This window comes from Agromyces sp. Marseille-P2726 (assembly GCF_902809835.1).
Lineage (GTDB): Bacteria > Actinomycetota > Actinomycetes > Actinomycetales > Microbacteriaceae > Agromyces.
The window spans coordinates 738,664-758,622 of the sequence record NZ_CADDWM010000015.1; the positions used below are offsets into that span (position 1 = coordinate 738,664).

Here is a 19,959-nt window from a genome sequence, read left to right on the forward strand (position 1 = left end):
CGGTCACCGCTGCGCCCACAGACTTGTCCACGGCATGGCAGTCGCTATATTCAGAATATGCTGAATCTTGATCGCAGCCTCGATCGTCCCGGTGCCACCCTCCGCTTCGCCGTCCTCGACGGGCCGGCGCAACCCATCGTGCTCGTGCACGGAGCCGGCATGGACCACACGATGTTCCAAGCCCAGGCGAGCGGCCTGCGCCAGGCCGGGCACCAGGTCGTGATCTACGACCAGCGCGGGCACGGGGCATCCGGTCTCGCCTCCGGCACCCGCTTCACCGCATCGGCCGCAATCGACGACCTCGCCGCACTCCTCGACCACCTCGCGCTCGAAGGGCCCGTGCTCATCGGACACTCGCTCGGCGGCAACGTCGCGCAAGCGCTCGTGCGACGAGACCCGCGCCGGGCAGGAGCGCTCATCGTCATCGACTCGACCTGGAACACCGGCCCACTCTCCCGCGGCGAGCGCCTCGCCCTTCGGCTCGCGGCCCCCGCACTGGCACTCGTCCCCGCGTCGCGCCTTCCGGGCCTGCTCGCCCGAGCCTCGGCCGCGACGCCGGACGGTATCGCCGCCACCGAGGCGGTGTTCGCGCGGATGCCGAAGCGCACGTTCCTCGACGTGTGGCGTGCCACCGTCGCGTTCGTCGACCCTGATCCCGACTACCGGGTTCCCATTCCGCTCGGACTCATCCGCGGCGAGCTCGACCGCACGGGGAACATCTCGACGGCGATGCCCGCGTGGGCGAGGGCCGAGGGCGTCCACGAACAGGTGATCGCGAACGCCGGTCACGTCGTCACGCTCGATGCGCCGGACGCCGTGACGGGAGCACTTCTCGAGATCCTCGAGGCGGTGTCGAATGCCTGAACGCGATGAGCGAGCCGAGTTCATCGAGTCGGTCGGCGACGCGCTGGCGGCTTGGCGGCTCTCCCGCGCGACCGGTCGACTGTACGGCCACCTGCTGCTGAGCGCCGAGCCCATGACGTTCGACGACATCGGGCGCGCCCTCGGCATGAGCACTGGCGGCGTCAGCACGGCCGTGCGCGAGCTGGTCTCCTGGGGACTCGCACGCACGATCCCGCAACCCGGGAGTCGACGCCTCCGCGTCGAGGCGGTCGGCGGATTCGAGCAGCTGCTCGCCGCGAGCCACGAACGCACCAGGAACTTCATCCGCACCCTGCGCGCCGGGGAATCGCTCACCGACGATGCGCGCACCAACGAACGACTCCGCTCCGTCACCGAGCTGTTCGAGCGTTACGTCGACGCGGGCGACGAGATGCTGCGACGGCACCGCAGAGCGAGGTGAGCACGCCCGCAACCCTCACACCGCGATCGAATCGCCCTCGTCATCGGCGGCATGCCCGCGCACGTCGGATTCGTCGACCTCGCCGTCGCCCGCGTGCAGCGCCGCGAACCGCTCCCACTCCGCCATGAGCCGATCGACCGCGTCGGTGAACCGTTTCGTCGCGACGCCGGGCGTCACGTCGCCGAAGTACCGTTCGACCCACACGCCGAGACGTGCGAGGGAAGCCTCGTCATGCGCGACATCGTCGACGCGCGCGACCATCGACGCGGCATCCGAGACCTCGAGCCATTCGCAGGCCTGCAGGTACCCGCCGGTGTCGATCACGGCATCGGGGTTCGTCGGGCGCGTCACCAGGAGCGGCTTGCCCGCCGCGAGGCGATCATAGACCATCGCCGAGATGTCGACGACCGCGACGTCGGGAGCCGCGAGCTGCCAGCCGAGTGAGGGACTGTCGTCGTAGACGTGCTGCGCCGACGCGTCGGCCGTGTTCGCCGCCTCGATCGCGGCGATGATCTCCTGGTTCGCCGCCCGATAGACCGGGTCGACGACACCCGATCGCGGGTGCGGCCGGTAGATGACGCGGTGGCGGCCGGTGGCGAGCAGGCCTCGCACGAGGGTCACGCCGTGCGAGGCGATGGAACCGTAGGCCGCCGCGCCTCGGTCGCCCTCCCACGTCGGGGCGTAGAGCACCACTTCGCGTTCGTCGGGCGTGTACGGCAGTCGGGCGTCGTCGAGGTAGTGGTCGGCCTGCGGTCGCCCGATCGGGATCGCCCGCTTGTCGAAGTCGTAGTCCCAGAGCACCCGCTCGAGCCGCGCTCGAGCCGCGTCACCGGCGATGAACGCATAGTCGTATGCCTTGAACTGGTTGGTGGTCATGTACATCTTGTCGGACTCGCCGTGGTTGATGAACACGTGCCATCGGCGCCCGTAGCGCATCATCTGGAAGTTCTTCGCGTTCTGGTTCACGTAGAACACGAGGTGCAGGTCCTGCTCCTGGATCACCTGCTCGAGGTCGGCCACGCGGCGCACGTACGCGACGGGCAAGGGCGACTCGTCGAGCAGGTCGAGCGCCGACCCCGAGGCGCGGCTCAGGATCAGCACCGGATACCGTTCCGCGAGCTCCGCGAGCGGGGCGTACCACTGGCGCACCTGGTACAGGTTCACTCGGCCGTCGGCGAAGTACACGCCGATGCGGAACCGATGGGGTTCGAGTGGTGGCCGCCCCGCCAGGCGCGCCATGAGTTCGCGTTGTGCGCGCCGCGACCGCATGATGTCGCGGACGAGCTTCACGGCACGATCGGCGTCCTGTCGGAATCCCACCGTCCAAGGGTAGCGAGCGATTCGAGACGGGAGTGCGCGGCCGCTCTCGGGCGGCAGCGCGCATCAGACCACCGGCGGCCGGCCGGCGCGCGTCATCCGCCAGACGGTGCGCCAGCGGATCGGTCGACGCTCCCCCGGACTCTCGCGCCAGCCCGCGAGCCACCCGGCGAACCACGCCCGCAGCGCCTTCGGCCGGCGCGCCCACCGCAGGACCTGGATCGCCGTCCACGAGCCGACGTACAACGGCACGAGCACGACGGGCAGGTTCCGACGCGCGAGCCACACCCGGTTCCTCGCGTTCAACCGGTAGTAGTACGCGTGCCTGGCCGGGTCGATGACCGGATGACCCGCCTCGAGGTCGCCCGCGTACCACGCGACGTGACCCGTGTCCCAGACGCGCCACGCGAGTTCGATGCCCTCGTGCGCGTAGAAGAACGGATCCGCCCATCCACCGGTCGCCTCGAACACGGCGCGCGGCGTCAGCACGGCGCCCTCCCAGCACGAGAAGACCGTGCTCGAGTGCGCCGGGTCCCCCTTGCGGATGCGCGGGATCCACCGGCGTGGCGAGACCTTCCCGGCAGGGTCGACGCCGCGAGGCTGGATGAGGCCGAGCTCGGGCCGATCGGCCAGCATGCGGCATCCATCGGCGAGGAATCGCGGGCTCGGCAGGAACGCGTCATCGTCGAGGAAGAACAGCACGTCACCCTCGACGCAGGGCACTCCGCGGGTGCGCCCGGCCGGAATGCCGAGGTTCTCGGGCAGGTGCAGGGTCTTCACGCCGCTGGGCAAGGCCGGCTCGGCGGTCGCCGGGTCCCAGCCGTTGCCCACGCAGACGACGTCGACCGTCACATCCTGCTGGTCGAGCACGCTCCGGATGCCCCGGGCGAGGTCGTCGGGCCGGGTGCCCATGGTGAGCACCACGACCCCGACTCGCGGGCGCGTGCTCGCCGAGCTCATCGAGGCGCCCGGCCCTCGGTCGGGCCCGGCGACCGGCACGTCAGGGTCGGACACGACGGGACGCCATGATCGCCACGAAGTGCCCGATGAGCGAGAGCGCCGCGAGCGGCAGCAGCACCGACACGACGATGCGGTCGACGAGGGGCTGCCCGAGGAACAGTCCGACGACGGCCGCCGCGAACGCGATGAGCGTGAGCTCGACCGAATGGTAGAGGCGGTGGAACGGCAGGAAGCGCGCGGCCTTGCGCAACTTGGCGATGAGGCCGCCGCGGGGGGCGGTCTCGCCGTGGGTGTCGGCGAGTTTCGGGAGCCCGGCGTTGGCACGTGCGACGTGCACCATGTCGTTCAGCGCCTTGTTCAGCACGATGACGAGCGCGAGCAGGGCGCCGACCGTGGTCCAGAGGAAGTCCGCGGGGAACTCGAGCGGGTACGCGGCGGCGCGGATGCCGAGGGCGATCGGGATGAGCGCTTCCGTCGTGTAGTGACCGACCTTGTCGAGGAACACGCCCGCGGGCGACGAGGTGCGGCGCCACCGGGCGACCTCACCGTCGCAGCAGTCGACGAGCATCTGCAACTGGCCCAGCACGACCGCGAGGAGGGCGCCCCAGATGCCCGGGATGAGCAGGGCCGCCGCCGTGGTCCAACCGACGAGGATCATGAGCCCCGTCACGCCGTTCGCCGAGATCGGCGTCTTCAGGAGCAGCCAGGTGAGATACGGCGAGAAACGACGCAGGTACAGCGAGGCGGTCCAGTGCTCGGCGTTGCGGCGGCCACGCACCTCGGGCGGTTGGGTGACCGCGCGCAGCTCATCGATCGAGGTGGGCCTGGCCGAGGCCGGACCGGCATGTGACATCGGTGTCACCTTCCCGTGTGCTTGGCGATGTTGCTCGTCAGCGAGAGGAATCCGAGCACGAAGCCGACGCCCCAGGTGACGTGTATGCAGGGCAACACTACGAGAAACCATGCGGCCGTGCTCGCCCCCTGGCCGCGCGCGAACACGAGCGTCGCCACGACCACGAACAGCACGTAGACGGCGGGCACGGCGAATCCGAGGAGGAGCCACGGTGGCGCGCCCATAGCGGCCTGCACGATGCCGCCGATGCCGAGGAGGGTGCCGACCACCACTCCGATGACCATCAGCGGCGGGATGAAGTAGCGGATGCCGTTGGCCGACGGGAACCGGCGCGCGAGCTCGCCACGCCAGAGACCGGTCGAGATCATCTGGCGGGCGAGGCGTTCGATGGTCGAGCGCGGACGGTAGGTGACCGCGAGCGCGGGCGTGAACCACACGACGCCGCCGGTCTCGCGAAGTCGCTTGTTCAGTTCCCAGTCCTGCCCGCGCTTGATCGTCTCGTCGAAGAGCCCCACCCGCAGCAGCGCCTCGCGCCGGAACACACCGAGGTACACGGTGTCGGCCGGGCCCTCGTGCCCGCCGACGTGGAATGCCGACCCGCCGAGGCCGACCTTCGTGGTGTAGGCCAGTGCCACCGCGCGTTCGAAGGGCGTCTCACCCTGTGCGTCCATGATGCCGCCGACGTTGTCGGCGCCGGTGCGCGTGAGCGTTGCGACGGCGATGCGCGCGTAATCGCGGGGCAGCATCGAGTGCGAATCGACGCGCACGATGACCGGATGCCGCGCGGCACGGATGCCGACATTGAGGCCGGCGGGCGTGGAGCCCACCTCGTTGTCGAGCACGCGCACCCGCCCGTCGCGTGACGCGAGATCGGCGACGAGTTCGGCTGTGCCGTCGATGGACGGACCGAGGGCGATGAGCACCTCCACCGGGCCCGCGTAGTCCTGCTCGAGGATCGATTCGACCGCTGCACGGACGTGCGAGACATCGTTCAGCACCGGCATGACGTACGAGACGCCGACGAGCGGCGACGATGCCGCCTCTGGGTGCTGCTCCGGCATGTTCCTCTCTCGCGCTCGGGTCGATCGAGCCTAGCAGTCACCCGTCGGCGGACGACGACGGGCCGAGGTCCGAAGACCCCGGCCCGCGGCATCCGTTCTGCTCAGCCTTCGAAGGTGCCGACCGTCACGCTGATCGTCTGCGAATCGCCGTCACGGGTGAAGGTGAGGTCGGCTTCCGCGCCGCCCGGCAGCGCCCGCACCTGGGCGGTGAGGTCGGTCTGGTCGGTGATCCGCACGCCGTTGAACTCGGTCACGATGTCACCGCTCTGCAGGCCCGCCTGCTCGGCCGCTCCACCGGGCGTCACCTCGGTGATGAGGGCGCCGACGGTGGTGCTCTCCTCGTCGGCCTGGGCCGACGTGACCGTGGCGCCGAGGAGGCCGTGGGTCGCCGATCCGTTCTCGATGATCTCCTTCGCGATGCGCTCGGCGAGGTTCGACGGAACCGCGAAGCCCACGCCGATGTTGCCCGCCTGCGCCGACGCGCCACCGGCCGACAGGATCGCCACGTTGACGCCGATGAGCCGGCCCTCGGAGTCGAGCAGCGCGCCGCCGGAGTTGCCCGGGTTGATCGCGGCATCCGTCTGGATGACCGGCAGCGACACCTGCCCGGCATTCGTCGGCTCCTGCGGTTGGCTGCCGTCGGGGTTCGGCAGGTCGAAGAAGAAGTCGAACGGGCTGTCGCTCTCGCCCCCGTCGCCCTGCGACTCGTCGGGCGTCGTGGGCGCCGCCGACGACGCCACGTCGATCGACCGGTTCAGCGCGCTGATGATGCCGTTCGTCACCGTGCCGGACAGCCCGAGGGGAGCCCCGATCGCGATCGCCGTGTCGCCGACGTTGAGCTCGTCGGAGTCGGCGAACTCGAGCGGCGTGAGGCCCGAGGCATCCGCCAGCTTGATGACCGCGAGGTCGGAGAGCGGGTCGGTGCCGACGAGTTCGGCGTCGTAGAGTCGGCCGTCGTCGGTCTTCACCTGGATGACGGGGTCGCCCGTCGCGCCGTCGAGCGTGACGACGTGCGTGTTGGTGAGCACGTAGCCGTCGTCCGAGAGGATGATGCCCGATCCCGTGCCGGCACCCTGGCCGCCCGCCACCGAGATGGTGACGACGCTCGGGCTCGCCTTCGCCGCAACAGCGGTGATCTGGTTGACCGAGTCGGTGTCGTTGACGACGATGCTCTGCGAGGTTCCGGCGTTGTCGGTCTGCACCGGTCCATCGTCACTCGTGATGAGCGCCGTGATGCCTGCGCCCGAGGCGCCGCCGATGAGTGCCGCGGCGACGATCGCGGCGGCCACGCCCAGACCGACGCGGCGCTGCTTCGGGGCGGCCGGCTGCGAGGCGGTGCCGGGGCCGTTCGGTCCGTGCGGGCCGTTCGGTCCATTCGGTCCGCCGGGGCCGGCGTGGCCGTTCGGGCCGTAGGGCGGCACACCGGCGAGCGGCGTCGTCGGTTGCGTCTCACCCGGGCGGGGCCCGCCGAAGGCGGGCGGCACGGCGCCGTTCACCGGCTGCATCCGAGACGTCGCACCGGACTGGGGCGGCGAGTCGGGGTGGGGGTACTGCGCGGCGTGGTACGGCTGGGGTGCCTGGCCCGGGTGGTACACGGTCCCGGTGGCCGGAGACGGCGCGCTCGACGCGGCGGGCGCGTTCGGGGAGGCAGCGGGCGCTGCAGGCGCCGCCGGCGCTGCGACGTCGGGCGCGGCCGGTGCGGCAGGCGCGGCGGCTGGTTCGTTCGCGGGGCGGTTGTCGCCCCGGCCGCTCTCGCGCGGGTCCTGCACGGGGCCGTCGGTCGTGTCGGTCATGGTTGCTCCTTCCAAGGCGATGCCAGCTTCCTGCCGCAAGCTGTGGCCAGCATCGGCGGAGTCTATGAGCCGGCTATCCCCGAGCAGTGAGTCATCCGAACACGGATGCCGCGGCGGGGCGTCGCCTCGTCAGCGTAACGCCCGCACCCTGACGTACGGTGAGAACGTGAGCGACTTCTCCCCGGCATCCGACCTCCGTCCGTGGCAGCGCACCGCGGCCGGCGCCGGACTGCTCGCCGCCGACGGCACGATCGCGGCCACCATCTTCGCCGAGATGAGCGCGCTCGCCCTGGCCACGGGCGCGATCAACCTCGGCCAGGGCTTCCCCGACGAGGACGGACCGGCCGAGGTGCTCGAGGCCGCGCGCAAGGCGATTGCCGACGGCGTGAACCAGTATCCGCCGGGCCTCGGCATGCCCGTGCTGCGACAGGCGATCGCGGAGCACCAGCGGCGCTGGTACGGGCTCGAGGTGGATGCGGCATCCGAGGTGCTCGTCACCGCAGGTGCGACCGAGGCCCTCGCCGCGACCCTGCTGGCGCTCGTCGACACGGGCGACGAGGTCGTGACCTTCGAGCCCTACTACGACGCCTACGCTGCGCTCGTCGCACGCGCCGGTGGCGTACATCGCACCGTGCCGCTTCGATGGCCCGACTGGCGACCCGATCACGACGAGCTCCGGCGCGCGGTGACCGATCGCACCCGCGTCATCCTGGTGAACTCGCCGCACAACCCCACGGGGGCCGTGCTCGACACCGAGACGCTGCGGCTCCTGGTCGAGCTGGCCGACCGGCACGACGCCATCATCGTCACCGACGAGGTGTACGAGCACCTCTCGTGGGGAGCCCCCCACATTCCCATCGCGACGCTACCGGGTGCCCGCGAGCGCACGATCTCCATCTCGTCGGGCGGCAAGACCTTCAGCACCACGGGCTGGAAGATCGGCTGGCTGACGGCGCCGGCGCCGCTGGTCACCGCGGTGCTCGCCGTCAAGCAGTACCTCACCTTCGTCAACGGCGCGCCGTTCCAGCCGGCGATCGCGGCGGGCCTCGCGCTTCCTGATGCGGTGTTCACGGATGCCGCGGCCGCCCTCCGCCACCGGCGCGACGTGCTCGCGGCCGGGCTCGAAGCAGCGGGCTTCACGGTGTCGCTTCCCCAGTCGGGCTACTTCCTCGTCGCCGACGCAGCACCCCCCGGAGCCGCCGACGGTGCGGCCTTCTGCCGCGAGCTGCCCGACCGAGCCGGCGTGGTGGGCGTGCCGGTGTCGGCGTTCGTGCATCCCGACCGCCAGGCGACGTATCGCAGCCTCGTGCGGTTCGCGTTCTGCAAGCGGCTCGAGGTGCTCGAGGAGGCGTCGCGGCGGCTCGCCTCGGTGATCGAGGAGCACCGCGCGAAGCGCGATCGGTGATCGAGGAGCACCGCGCGAAGCGCGATCGGTGATCGAGGAGCACCGCGCGAAGCGCGATCGGTGATCGAGGAGCACCGCGCGAAGCGCGATGCGTATCGAGATCAGCGCGGTACGACGCTGAATCGCCGAAGGGCGAGCGCCGGGTTCAGCCGACGAACCGCCTCGATGCGCTCGAGCGAGACCCAGGCGAGCGCGACATCCGTGATCTCACCGACGGTCGCGATCTCGACGCCCATCGGATCCACGACCATGCTGTTCCCGGCGCCGACCGGCGGCGCGTGGTCGGCCGCGGCCACGTACACGGTGTTCTCGAGCGCCCGCGCCGTGGTGAGCACGCGCCAGTGCGCCTCTTTCAGCGGACCGCGGACCCACTCGGCCGGCATGCAGACCACGTCGGCGCCCGCGTCGACGATGCGCCTCGTCACCTCGGGGAAGCGCGCGTCATAGCAGGTCTGGAGGCCGAATCGGATGCCGCCGGCCTCGAACGTCTCGGGATCGCCGAGTTCACCGGGCGCCACCCATTCGGACTCGCGCTGGCCGAACGCGTCGTACAGGTGCTGCTTGCGATACCGCGCCACGACGCCGCGACCGGGGGCGAGCGCGATGACCGTGTTGGAAACGCGCCGCTCCTCTCCCTCGAGGCGCTCGATCATCCCGGCGACGACGTGAAGGTCGAGGCGATCGGCGAGCGCGGCGAGCGCGCGCGGGAACGCACCGTCGTCGACGGTCTCGGCTGCGGTCAGCCAGCTCTCATCGGGCTGGGGCGTGAAGTAGCTCGAGTACTCGGGGAACACGACGAGCCGCGCTCCTCGAGCGGCGGCGAGCTCGGCGAGACGCGTGACCTCGGCGACGTTCGCGTCGCGATCGGCCCCGGGCGCGAACTGGGCGACGGCGATGGCGAACCCCGTGGCATCCGTCTGCATGCGTCCAGCCTACGGCGGGCACGTAGTCAAGCCGATCGCAGAGCGAAAGACAAGATCTGTTCTTGGGCGCTCGCTCGTGGTGTACTGACCGCATTCACGCGCGGCCCACCAGGCCCGCGCTCGATGCATCCTCATGCCCTCGCGCCGTCGCTGGGGCATGAATCACGGAAGAAGGGAACACCGCTGTGCTCAGAGCACGCAGTACCATCGGCGCCCTCATCGGCGCCGCCGCGGCCGCGACACTCGTCGCGGCCGTCGCCGCGCCGGCATCCGCCGACGATCACCTGAACCTGCCGGGCGAGCCCACGATCACGCTGCCGATCAACGACAGCGAGGCCGGCGGCACCTACGAGCAGGACTTCACGCGGGTCTACGCCGGGGTGACCCCCGACGGCACGCCGGTCTACATCTACGTGCCCGAGGGCACACCGCTCGACGGCACGGCGCCGACGGGCGTCGCGAGCCTCGACCCGGCGTTCGACCACAACCCCGACGATGAGTTCGACCCCTGCGCGGATGCCTCGGTCGATGACTACGTGCTCACGCAGGCGCAGATCGACTACATGGGCGACCAGCTGGCGAACCAGATCGTCGCGGTCGACGAGGAGCACTTCGGCCTCATGGGTGCGGCCGATCCCTCGGAGCCGGCGAGCGACTCGCTCGTCATGGTCGTGTACAACGTGCAGGACGCGAACTACTACGACTGCGCCGAGACGAGCTACACGGCGGGCTACTTCGCGCCCGAGTTCATCGAGTCCTCGGGCATGAACGCGATCGTCATCGACGCGTTCGACTGGGCGAACCGAGTCGGTGAGGCCGACGCGCCGTGGAACGACGGTGACGATTCGAACGACCAGCCGACCCTGTACGAGGGCGTCATCGCGCACGAGCTCGAGCACCTGCTGCACAACTACAGCGACGCGGGCGAGCTGTCGTGGGTCGACGAGGGGCTCGCCGACTTCGCGGTGTTCCTGAACGGGTACGACGTGGGCGGCTCGCACCTGACGTACCACCAGGTGTTCTACGCGGACACCTCGCTCACGCGCTGGGGTGGCGGACTGCAGAATTACGGCGCCGCGTACACCTTCTTCCAGTACGTCTGGGAGCAGGCCGGCGGCAACGGTGACGGCAGCTACGACCCCGATCTCGAGTACGACGGCGCCGGCGGCGACCTGCTGATCAAGCTCATCTTCGAGAACCAGGCCGACGGCATGAACGGCGTCCAGGCCGCCATCGACGAGTTCAACGCGCAGACGGGCGCTGACCTCCGCACCGCCGAGGAGCTGTTCCAGGACTGGGCCGTCGCGGTCTACCTCGACGACGAGGCATCCAACCGCTTCGACATCAAGGCCGTGGACTTCGGCGACCCGGCCTCGACCAGCTGGACGATCGACATCGCCGACGACCAGTTCTGGGAAGGCCGCGGCTCGAGCCAGGGCGCACAGCCCCAGTCGAAGTGGCTGAAGCGCACGAACGCCCAGAGCCCGATCGCCGTCCCATACGGCCTGCAGATCGAGCGGTTCCGCAACCCGGGCCCGAGCGTGAACATCGCCCTCGACGGCGAGGACTCCACGCAGGTGGCCCCGCACAGCGGCGACACGCACTGGTACGCGGGATACGAGAGCCAGTCCGACAACATCCTCGACGTGGATGTCGCGGGTGAGGCGACGTCGCTCGACTTCTGGACCTGGCACTTCATCGAGGAGGGCTGGGACTACGGCTTCGTCGAGGCGCTCGTGAACGGCGAGTGGGTCACCGTGCCGCTCGTCGACGACTCGGGAACCGTGGTCACCAGTGACGACGACCCGCACGGCAACAACCCGACCGGCAACGGCCTCACGGGTACGTCGGGCGGCGAGTACTTCGTCGACGAGCCCGAGTACGTGCACTACACGGCGCAGCTGCCCTCGGGCACGACCGACGTGCGGTTCCGCTACTCGACCGACGCGGCATACCTCGACACGGGATGGTTCGTCGACGACGTGCTCGTGAACGGGGCCGAGGCGACGCTGTCGTCGGCCGAGGGCGAGTGGTTCGAGACCAGCGGACTCCAGGACAACAACTGGACGCTGCAGGTGGTCGCGAGCTGCGACCTCACACCCGGCGTGGACTCGTCGTTCGAGATCATCGACGCTGCCGGCAACCACGTGTACCGGCTCGAGGGCGACGCCATCTCGCAGAGCGGCTTCGACACGAAGTGCGCGAACGGCCAGAATCGCGACTTCGCCACGCTCGGGTCGAACATGCCGACCGGTGACCTGACGTACCTGGATGCCGGGGACGACCTGACGGTCACCAACACCGGCAAGGGCAAGGGCAAGGGCAAGGGCAAGGGCAACGGCTGACCCGCACCCGCCACAACGGGAGATCCCGGCCTCCGAGGGGGCCGGGATCTTTCTGTGTTCACTTCCAGGATACCGGCGGTGCGGGGGCTTGCCGCAAGGCCCCGGCAGCGGCGCACAATGGTCGACCGACCGCATGCCACTCGAAGGAGAAGCCCTGACCACGGCAGTCTTCAATCTCCCCGACCGACTCGCACCGAAGGCCGATCCGGCGCTGATCGGTGCCGACCAACAGCACTTCGCGGCCATCGCCCGGAGCCTGGAGCAGGCCGCCGCCGAGACATCCGACCGCCTCGATGCCGCGCAGCGGGCACCCGCGCGACTGGGCCAGGAGGCGGTGGAGCGCGACCTGGAGGTGCGCAGGCTCGGCACTCGGCTGCGCACCCTGCGCCGCTTCGGCCTCGACCTCTGCCTCGGGCGGATGGTCGCTGCCGAGGGCGCCGAGCCGGTGTACGTCGGGCGCCTCGGCCTCGCCGACAGTGCGGGCCGCCGCCTCCTGGTCGACTGGCGCTCGCCCGCCGCCGAGCCGTACTTCAGGGCGACTCGCGCCGATCCGATGGGCCTGGTGAGCCGACGCCGGTATCGGTGGACCCGAGGCCGCATCACCGACTACTGGGACGAGGTGTTCACGCCCGACGCGCTCCAGGGACACGCCGCGCTCGACGACGAGTCGACGTTCATCGCCAGCCTGGGCGGCAGCCGCACGAACCGGATGCGCGACGTGCTCGCGACGATCCAGGCCGACCAGGACGCCATCATCCGTGCCGGATCGCGGGGCGCGCTGGTCGTCGACGGCGGCCCGGGAACGGGCAAGACCGTCGTCGCCCTGCACCGCACCGCCTACCTGCTCTACTCCGACCCTCGCCTGGGACACCGTCGCGGCGGGGTGCTGTTCGTCGGCCCGAGCCGGCCGTACCTCGACTACGTCGCCGACGTGCTGCCCGGGCTCGGCGAGGAGGGCGTGCAGACGTGCACGCTCCGCGACCTCGTTCCCGAGGGGGCGGCAGCGACCGACGATGCCGACCCCGAGGCGGGGCGCCTGAAGTCGTCCATCGACCCCGTGAAGGCGATCGAGCGAGCCGTCGCCTTCTACGAGGCGCCGCCCACCGACGAACTGCTCGTCGAGACCGAGTGGATGGACGTGACGCTCGACCCCGACGGCTGGGCCGAGGCGTTCGACGCGCCCGAACCCGGCACGCCGCACAATGGGGCGCGCGACGAGGTCTGGGCGGCGCTGGTGGCCATCCTGGTCGACAAGTACGCGGAGGACGGCGTCGCGGAGGAGCAGCTGCGCAGGTCCCTGCAGCGTAGCCGACAGCTGCGGGAGGCGTTCACCCGAGCCTGGCCACTGCTCGATCCGGCCAAGGTGGTGGCGGACCTCTGGTCGGTCCCCGCATTCCTGCGCTGGAGCGCGCCGTGGCTGGGTCGGGAAGAGGTCATGGCGTTGCAGCGTCGAGACGCCGAGGCCTGGACCGTGTCCGACCTTCCGATCCTCGACGCGGCACGTCACCGCATCGGCGACCCCGAGTCGCCACGGCTGCAGCGGCGACATGAGATGGAGCTCGCGGCCGACCGTGAGCGCTTCGCCAGCGTCATCGACGACCTCGTCGCTGCCGACGACAGCGACCTGATGGTGATGTCGATGCTGCGCGGGCAGGATCTTCGGAACGCCCTGGTCGACGAGACCGGCGTCCGCACAAGCGACCCCGACGAGCTCGCCGGACCCTTCGCCCACATCGTCGTCGACGAGGCGCAGGAGCTGACGGATGCCGAGTGGCAGATGCTCCTGCTTCGCTGCCCGTCGCGCAGCTTCACCATCGTCGGCGACCGCGCCCAGGCCAGGCACGGCTTCACGGACTCGTGGCAGGAGCGGCTCGCTCGGATCGGTCTGGATCGCGTCGAGGTCGCCTCCCTGGGTATCAACTACCGAACCCCGCAGGAGGTCATGGTCGAGGCCGAGCCCGTCATTCGAGCGGTGCTCCCCGACGCCAACGTGCCGACGTCCGTTCGCAGCACCGGGCTTCCCGTCGAGCACCGAGCCGCCTCGGACCTGCGGCTGATCGTGCAGCAGTGGCTCGCCGAACACGCCGAGGGGACCGCCTGCGTGATCGGCAGCGCCGTGCCTCGACCCGGGTCGCTCCCCGAGTCGTCCCGTGTCCGATGGCTGACTCCCGAACTGGCGAAGGGCCTCGAGTTCGACCTCGTGGTGCTCATCGACCCCGACAGCTTCGGCACCGGTATCGAGGGAGCCGTCGATCGCTATGTCGCGATGACCCGGGCGACCCAGCGGCTCGTCGTCCTCACGGGCTCATGATGCTTCCGCGAGGCCCCGATGCTCAGGGTCCGAAGTGCCGACCGCTGAGTGGCACCGCTGCCTCGAGCACGAGCTCGTCCGCGCTCGTGCCGACGGCGACCTTGGAGGAGCCGGCGACGATATGCCATCGTCCGGTACCGCCGTCGAAGCGTGCAAGCAGCCGGGGATCGGCGGTGAGTGACAGTTCGCGTGACTCACCGGGTTGAAGCTCCACTCGTTCGAACCCGAGCAGCCGCCGCCGCGCCTCGCCGGCGACGTCGGTCAGGTACAGCTGGGGCACGTCGGCGCCCGCCCGGTCGCCGACGTTCGTGACGGTGAACGTCGCGGTGATCGTGTCTCCGCCGTCGACATGGAGGTCGCGGTAGTCGAACGCCGTGTAGCTCAGGCCGTGACCGAACGGGTACATCGGTTCGGCCCCGGTCTTCGCGTACCAGCGGTAGCCGATCTCGGCTCCTTCGTTGTACTCGATTGTCACTGGAGTGCCCCACGGGGTGCCGAGGCCGGGCAGGTCGGGGCGCGGGTGCTGCGCGAGGCTCTCGGGGAACGTGACAGGCAGGCGCCCGGAGGGGTTCACCTTGCCGCTCAGGACTTCGGCGATCGCCTGCGCTCCGGCCTGCCCCGGATACCACGCCTGCAGGATGGCCTTCACCTTGTTCCGCCAGGGCATGGACACCGGGTTGCCGGTCTCCAGAACGACGATCGTGTTCGGGTTGGCGTCCGCGACGGCGTCGATGACGGAGTCCTGCCCCCACGGCAGGGACAGGTCGGCGCTGTCGAAGCCCTCGCCCTCCACGCGGATCGCGAAGGCGATCACCACGTCGCAGCGCTTCGCCGTCAACGCAGCCTCCGCCGGCGTGTAGCCGGGGTCGAAGTCGAACTGCGCCTTCGGGAACGCCTTCTTCAGCTCGTCGAGCGGAGACGGCGGGAAGAGGAAGAGGTTTCGGTGCTTGCCCATGACGCCCGCGCCGCCGATCTTGATCACACCGGCGAAGCCGCCAACGGGGGCGACCGCCCCCGAGCCGGTTCCGCTGATGATTCCTTGCTGTGCATATCCGCCGATCACGGCGATCTTGAGCGGCCGCTCGGTGGGGAGCGGGAGGACGTCGTCGTTCTCGAGCAATACGATTCCCCGTCTGGCGCACTCGAGTGCGAGTCTGTTGTGCTCGGCCATATCGACCTCAGGTGCCGGCCCCCACCTGTCGGCGCCCACCGCGAAGAGCGCACGCAGGATGCGCCGAACCATGTCGGCCAGGCGCTCCTTGGGCAGATCACCCTTGGCGTACGCGGTTCTGAGCTCGTCGGTGAAGGGTTCCTTGCCCCAGAGGAGCGTATCGGCCTGGGCACCGGACTCCTGATCGAGGCCTTTCAGTGCGAAGTCCCACTCCGGCGTCGCGCCCCAGTCGGACATCACGTAGCCCTTGTAGCCCCAGGCCCCCTTGAGGACCTCGTTCAGGAGATGATCGTTCCCGCCGGCGTACTCGCCGTTGATCTTGTTGTAACCGCTCATGATCGAGCCTGGCTGGGAGCGCTCGATCGCGATCTGGAAGGTGAGGAGATCCGACTCGCGATGCGCATCAGGATCGATGACGGCGTCCAACCAGTGACGGTTCGTCTCGTTGCAGTTGAGCGTGTAGTGCTTGAGCGTCGAGACGACGCCCTGGCTCTGGATCCCGTTCACCTGCGCGGCGGCCAGCACGGCACTCAGCAAGGGGTCCTCGGAGAAGTACTCGAAGTTCCGGCCGTTTCGTGGGTCGCGTGCCAGATTGCATCCGCCGGCGAGTTGCACGTTGAACCCTCGCATCCGCGCCTCGCGGCCGATCGCCTCGCCGACCTGCCGCACGAGCTGCGGATCGAAGCTCGATCCCATCGCGATCAGTGCAGGGAATGCGGTGGCGCCCTCGTCGTCGGGCCGATAGCCCGGATTGGTGATGCCCATGCTGGCATCGCTGCTCTGGATCGCCGGGATGCCGAGTCGGGGGATACCGGGCGTGTAGCCCGCGCTCATGTTGGTGAGATCTTCGGGAATGCGCGGATCGCGTCCTCCGGTAGCACTGCCTGGTGTGTGGCCCAGGATGCTGAGGACCAGGGAGAACCGCTCGTCATCCGTCAACTGCGCTTCGACAGCGCGTGCTCGCTCGTCAGCGTCATTCGGCGATGCGGTGGTCGTCTCATTGATGGCCGGCCTCGTCATCATCCCTGCCCCCTCGACGTCGGCGGCCCAGGAAGCGGCAGGCCGCTCTCGGTCATTCTAGATCGGCGGGGAGTGAGAACGGGAGGAGACCGGCCAGGGCCGCCCCGACGAATCGCCCGAGCCACGAGCACCCGTCGGATCGAATTCGGTGGAGTCGGCGGTGAACTCCGCTCAGTCGGGAGCTGCAGGTGCGCCTGGGGCGGATGCACGGCCCAGATTCTCGCGCAGCTGACGTCCGACGAGGCCCGAGAGCCACCATCAGAGAAAGCGAAGAGGCCGGTATCGGATGTCTCCGACACCGGCCCCATTGGTTGCGGGGGCAGGATTTGAACCTACGACCTCTGGGTTATGAGCCCAGCGAGCTACCGAACTGCTCCACCCCGCGGCACGAGAGTTAACACTAACAGGAGCGACATGGCCCGTCCAATCGAGGGCGCTGCGCCACTACGGCGCCCTCTGCGCCCGCCGAAGTGGCGCGCAGAAGCGCGAAATGGCGCGCAGGCGCGCCGCGGTGACCCCGCTCGCCGCGGGTCAGCACGCCGCGGTGACCCGCGCGGCGGGGGTCACCCGAACGTCACTGTCCGCTGGCGGGCGTGGTCTCGGTGATCGCGAGGAGCTGGGCGATGATCTCGGCGAGCTGCGCGTCGGCCGCGCCGTACGCGGCCCAGTCGCCCTCGGCGAGTGCGGCCTGCTTGTTCTTCACCGCCTGCGAGGCCTGGTTCAGCAGGGCCTGCACCTCGTCGCTCGGCGCCGTCGGGGTCGTCGGCTCGGTGGGTTCACCGCCCTCTTCAGGGGGTTCGGTCGGCTCTGGGTTGGGCTCCACCGTGACGTCACCGGCTGCGGCACCCGAGTCGCCGCCGAAGAGGACGTCGAGCGCGGCATCCAGCGTGTCCTGGAATGCGATCTGATCGCCGAATGCCACGAGCACCTTCTGCAGCAGCGGGTAGCTCGTGTTGCCCGTGGACTTCACGTACACGGGCTGCACGTAGAGCAGGCCGCCGCCGACCGGCACCGTGAGCAGGTTGCCGTTGATCACCTCGGACTGCCCCTGCTTCAGCAGGTTGAGCGACTGGGAGACCGTGGGATCGCCGTTGAACTGCGCCTGCACCTGGCCGGGCCCCGGCACGTTGTCATCTTCGGGCAGGGTCAGCAGCCGCAGGGTTCCGTAGCCCTCCGCCCGCTCGCCATCGGTCGACCCCGCGTCGGCATCCACCGCCAGGTAGCCGCGCAGCACGTTGCGGCTCTGGTCGCCACGGGCCTCGGGAATGAACGTCGAGTAGAGCGAGTACGACGGGGCATCCTGCCCGGGCATCTGCATCGTGAGGTAGTACGGCGGCTGCAGGAGCGTCGTGTTGGCGCCCGCCGTCGGGTCGTTCGGGGTTGTCCACGCGTCTTCACGCGAGTAGAACGAGGTCGGGTCGGTGACGTGGTAGCGACCGAGCACGGCGCGCTGCATCTTGAACAGGTCGGACGGGTAGCGCACGTGGCTCATGAGTTCGCCCGACATGTCGCTCATCGGCCTGAGCGAGTTGGGGAAGATCTTCTGCCACGTCTGCAGGATGGGGTCCTCATCGTCCCACGCGTACAGCGTGACCGAGCCGTCGTAGGCGTCGACCGTCGCCTTCACCGAGTTGCGGATGTAGTTGACCTCGTCGAACGGAAGGGCCTGCGGGAGGCCCTCGCTGTCGGCGATGGCCTCGCTCATGCTGACCTTGTTCGAGTACGGGTACTGGTCGGTGAGGGTGTAGCCGTCGACGACCCACACGATGCGCCCGTCGACGACGGTCGGATACGTGTCGGAATCGAGCGTCAGGTAGGGCGCCACCTTTCGCACGCGCTCGATCGGGTCGCGGTCGTAGAGGATCTGCGACTCGTCGTTGACCGCCTCGGACAGGAAGATCTGCTCTGACTGGAACTTCAGTGCGTAGACGAGCTTCGTGAAGATGTTGTCGAGCTTCGGACCGCCGTCGCCCTTGAACGTCGTCTGCGTCTGGCGCTCGCTGTCACCGCCGGCGGGGTAGTCGAGCTCGACCGGGTCGGAGCCCTCGGGTGCGCCGACGATCGAGTACTCGGGCGAACTCTCGCCGAAGTACACGCGCGGCTCGAACTCTCCGAGCGCACCGGTCGACGGGATGCCCGACTGCAGGAACACCGGCTGGCCGTCGACCGACCGCTGGTTGCCGGCCGCCGCCACGAGTCCGTACCCGTGGGTGTAGACGATGTGCGAGTTGAACCAGGTTTCGGCATCGCCCAGGCCCGACAGTGCGAGGTCGCGCACGGCGACGATGGTGTCCTGCGTCGTCCCGTCGATGTCGTACCGGTCGACGTCGAGCTGGTCGGGGAACTGGTAGTACTGGCGGAACTGCTGGAGCTGCTGGTAGGCGGGGCTGATGACGAGCGGGTCCATCAGACGGATGTTGGCCGTCGTCGCGGCATCCGCCCGGAGTGCGCCCGGCTCTGCATCGGTGACCGCCGAGAACGGGATCGTCTCGATGTCGGCGACGCCGTAGGCGTCACGGGTGAGATCGATGGCCCGCTCGATGTAGGGCGCCTCGAGCGACCGGGCGTCGGGGTCGACCTGGAAGCGCTGGATCACCCAGGGGTAGAGCGAGCCGATGAGCAGGCTCGACACGATGAGGAGCGCGGTGCCGACGAGCGGCAGGCGCCAGCGCCCGATGATGGCGGTGACGAAGAAGAGGATGGCGACCACGGCGGCGATCGCAGCGAGGATGCCGCGGCCCGGGATGATCGCGTTGACATCGGTGTATGCCGCACCGGTGATGATCGAACCCGTCTCGGTCACCGTGGCGTACTGGTCGAACCAGATGCTCACGGCCTGCAGGAGCAGGTAGATGCCGGCCGTGACCGCGATCTGCACGCGCGCCGACTTCGAGATGACGACTTCGCGACCGCTCACCCGGATGGAGCCGTAGAGGTAGTTCGTCGCGATCACGAGGAGGAGCGAGAGCAGCACGACCGCCGAGGCGAAGCCGACGATCGACCGGTAGAAGGGCAGCTCGAACACGAAGAAGCCGATGTCGAACCCGAACTGGGGATCGGTGGTGCCGAAGGGCGTGCGGTTCAGCCAGGTGAGGGTGAGCTCCCACCTGGTCGAGACGGAGACACCCGCGAAGATGCCGAGCACCGCCGGGATGCCGTACATCGCCAGCCGTCGGAGCGGTTCGAAGACCTCCTGGTAGCGATCGAGCTGCGAGTTCAGCTTCGCGTAGACGGGTCGCGTGCGGTACGCGATCTGGATCGAGGCCCACACGGGCACGGCCATCGCGATGAAGCCGATGAAGAACAGCACGAGGCGCGCGATCCACTCGGTCGTGAGCACATTGAGGAACCCGAGCTGGCTGAACCACAACACGTCGGCGTAGAGTCCGACGAAGACGAAGAACGCGATGACCAGCAGGGCCACCACCCCGATCGTGATGGCGATCGGCGCGCGGCGGCGCCGCATCCGCGGTTCTTGGGTCTGTGCTGACACTCTC

General features: G+C 69.5%; 13 protein-coding genes and 1 tRNA gene. 5 read left to right on the top strand and 9 right to left on the bottom strand.

Annotation, left to right across the window (positions count from 1 at the left end):
* The first annotated feature begins 57 nt into the window (after positions 1 to 57).
* Together HUS56_RS16140 and HUS56_RS16145 are read left to right on the top strand one after the other, a co-directional pair.
* A complete protein-coding gene (locus HUS56_RS16140) occupies positions 58 to 864 on the top strand; it encodes an alpha/beta fold hydrolase (RefSeq protein WP_173924411.1) in 807 nt (268 codons plus the stop codon).
* A complete protein-coding gene (locus HUS56_RS16145; protein WP_173924412.1) occupies positions 857 to 1,303 on the top strand; it encodes a GbsR/MarR family transcriptional regulator in 447 nt (148 codons plus the stop codon). Before HUS56_RS16140 ends, HUS56_RS16145 begins: the two co-directional genes overlap by 8 nt.
* 15 nt (positions 1,304 to 1,318) lie before the next feature.
* Here the strand turns inward: HUS56_RS16145 and HUS56_RS16150 are convergent, their stop codons facing one another.
* From HUS56_RS16150 to HUS56_RS16170, 5 genes are all read right to left on the bottom strand, one after another.
* Positions 1,319 to 2,623 carry a CDP-glycerol glycerophosphotransferase family protein gene (locus HUS56_RS16150; RefSeq protein ID WP_254431492.1) on the bottom strand — a complete coding sequence of 435 codons (1,305 nt, stop codon included), beginning with the start codon at positions 2,621 to 2,623 and terminating at the stop codon, positions 1,319 to 1,321.
* Positions 2,624 to 2,686: 63 nt separating this feature from the next.
* Positions 2,687 to 3,580 (bottom strand): glycosyltransferase family 2 protein, encoded by an 894-nt coding sequence (locus HUS56_RS16155; protein WP_173924639.1) that lies wholly within the window; start codon positions 3,578 to 3,580, stop codon positions 2,687 to 2,689.
* 40 nt (positions 3,581 to 3,620) lie between these two features.
* On the bottom strand, positions 3,621 to 4,433 hold the full coding sequence (locus HUS56_RS16160) for a CDP-alcohol phosphatidyltransferase family protein (RefSeq protein ID WP_173924413.1): 813 nt from the start codon (positions 4,431 to 4,433) through the stop codon (positions 3,621 to 3,623).
* Positions 4,434 to 4,438: 5 nt separating this feature from the next.
* The gene (locus tag HUS56_RS16165) at positions 4,439 to 5,494 is read right to left on the bottom strand and encodes a glycosyltransferase family 2 protein (RefSeq protein ID WP_254431493.1); all 1,056 of its coding nucleotides are present in this window, start codon (positions 5,492 to 5,494) and stop codon (positions 4,439 to 4,441) included.
* Between the two features lie 101 nt (positions 5,495 to 5,595).
* Positions 5,596 to 7,287 carry a S1C family serine protease gene (locus tag HUS56_RS16170; protein ID WP_173924414.1) on the bottom strand — a complete coding sequence of 564 codons (1,692 nt, stop codon included), beginning with the start codon at positions 7,285 to 7,287 and terminating at the stop codon, positions 5,596 to 5,598.
* Positions 7,288 to 7,453: 166 nt separating this feature from the next.
* On the opposite strand from HUS56_RS16170, the gene HUS56_RS16175 reads away from it, so the two are divergent.
* A complete protein-coding gene (locus tag HUS56_RS16175; protein ID WP_254431494.1) occupies positions 7,454 to 8,692 on the top strand; it encodes an aminotransferase class I/II-fold pyridoxal phosphate-dependent enzyme in 1,239 nt (412 codons plus the stop codon).
* Positions 8,693 to 8,793: 101 nt separating this feature from the next.
* On the opposite strand, the gene HUS56_RS16180 is transcribed toward HUS56_RS16175, so the two are convergent.
* The gene (locus tag HUS56_RS16180) at positions 8,794 to 9,615 is read right to left on the bottom strand and encodes a carbon-nitrogen hydrolase family protein (RefSeq protein WP_173924416.1); all 822 of its coding nucleotides are present in this window, start codon (positions 9,613 to 9,615) and stop codon (positions 8,794 to 8,796) included.
* Between the two features lie 185 nt (positions 9,616 to 9,800).
* On the opposite strand from HUS56_RS16180, the gene HUS56_RS16185 reads away from it, so the two are divergent.
* Together HUS56_RS16185 and helR are read left to right on the top strand one after the other, a co-directional pair.
* On the top strand, positions 9,801 to 11,960 hold the full coding sequence (locus HUS56_RS16185; RefSeq protein WP_173924417.1) for a hypothetical protein: 2,160 nt from the start codon (positions 9,801 to 9,803) through the stop codon (positions 11,958 to 11,960).
* 133 nt (positions 11,961 to 12,093) lie between these two features.
* Entirely contained in the window at positions 12,094 to 14,271 is a 2,178-nt protein-coding gene (helR, locus tag HUS56_RS16190; RefSeq protein WP_173924418.1) for an RNA polymerase recycling motor ATPase HelR, read from the top strand.
* 22 nt (positions 14,272 to 14,293) lie between these two features.
* Here helR and HUS56_RS16195 read toward each other — a convergent pair whose 3' ends face one another.
* The 3 genes from HUS56_RS16195 to HUS56_RS16205 form a co-directional block, all read right to left on the bottom strand.
* Complete coding sequence (locus HUS56_RS16195) at positions 14,294 to 16,276, bottom strand: beta-glucosidase (protein WP_217424040.1); 1,983 nt, start codon at positions 16,274 to 16,276, stop codon at positions 14,294 to 14,296.
* A 494-nt stretch (positions 16,277 to 16,770) separates the two neighbouring features.
* Positions 16,771 to 16,847: transfer RNA gene (locus HUS56_RS16200), tRNA-Met, on the bottom strand.
* A gap of 189 nt (positions 16,848 to 17,036) precedes the next feature.
* Positions 17,037 to 19,928: a UPF0182 family protein gene (locus HUS56_RS16205; protein ID WP_173924642.1), complete on the bottom strand. Its 2,892-nt coding sequence runs from the start codon at positions 19,926 to 19,928 to the stop codon at positions 17,037 to 17,039.
* Positions 19,929 to 19,959: the final 31 nt, after the last annotated feature.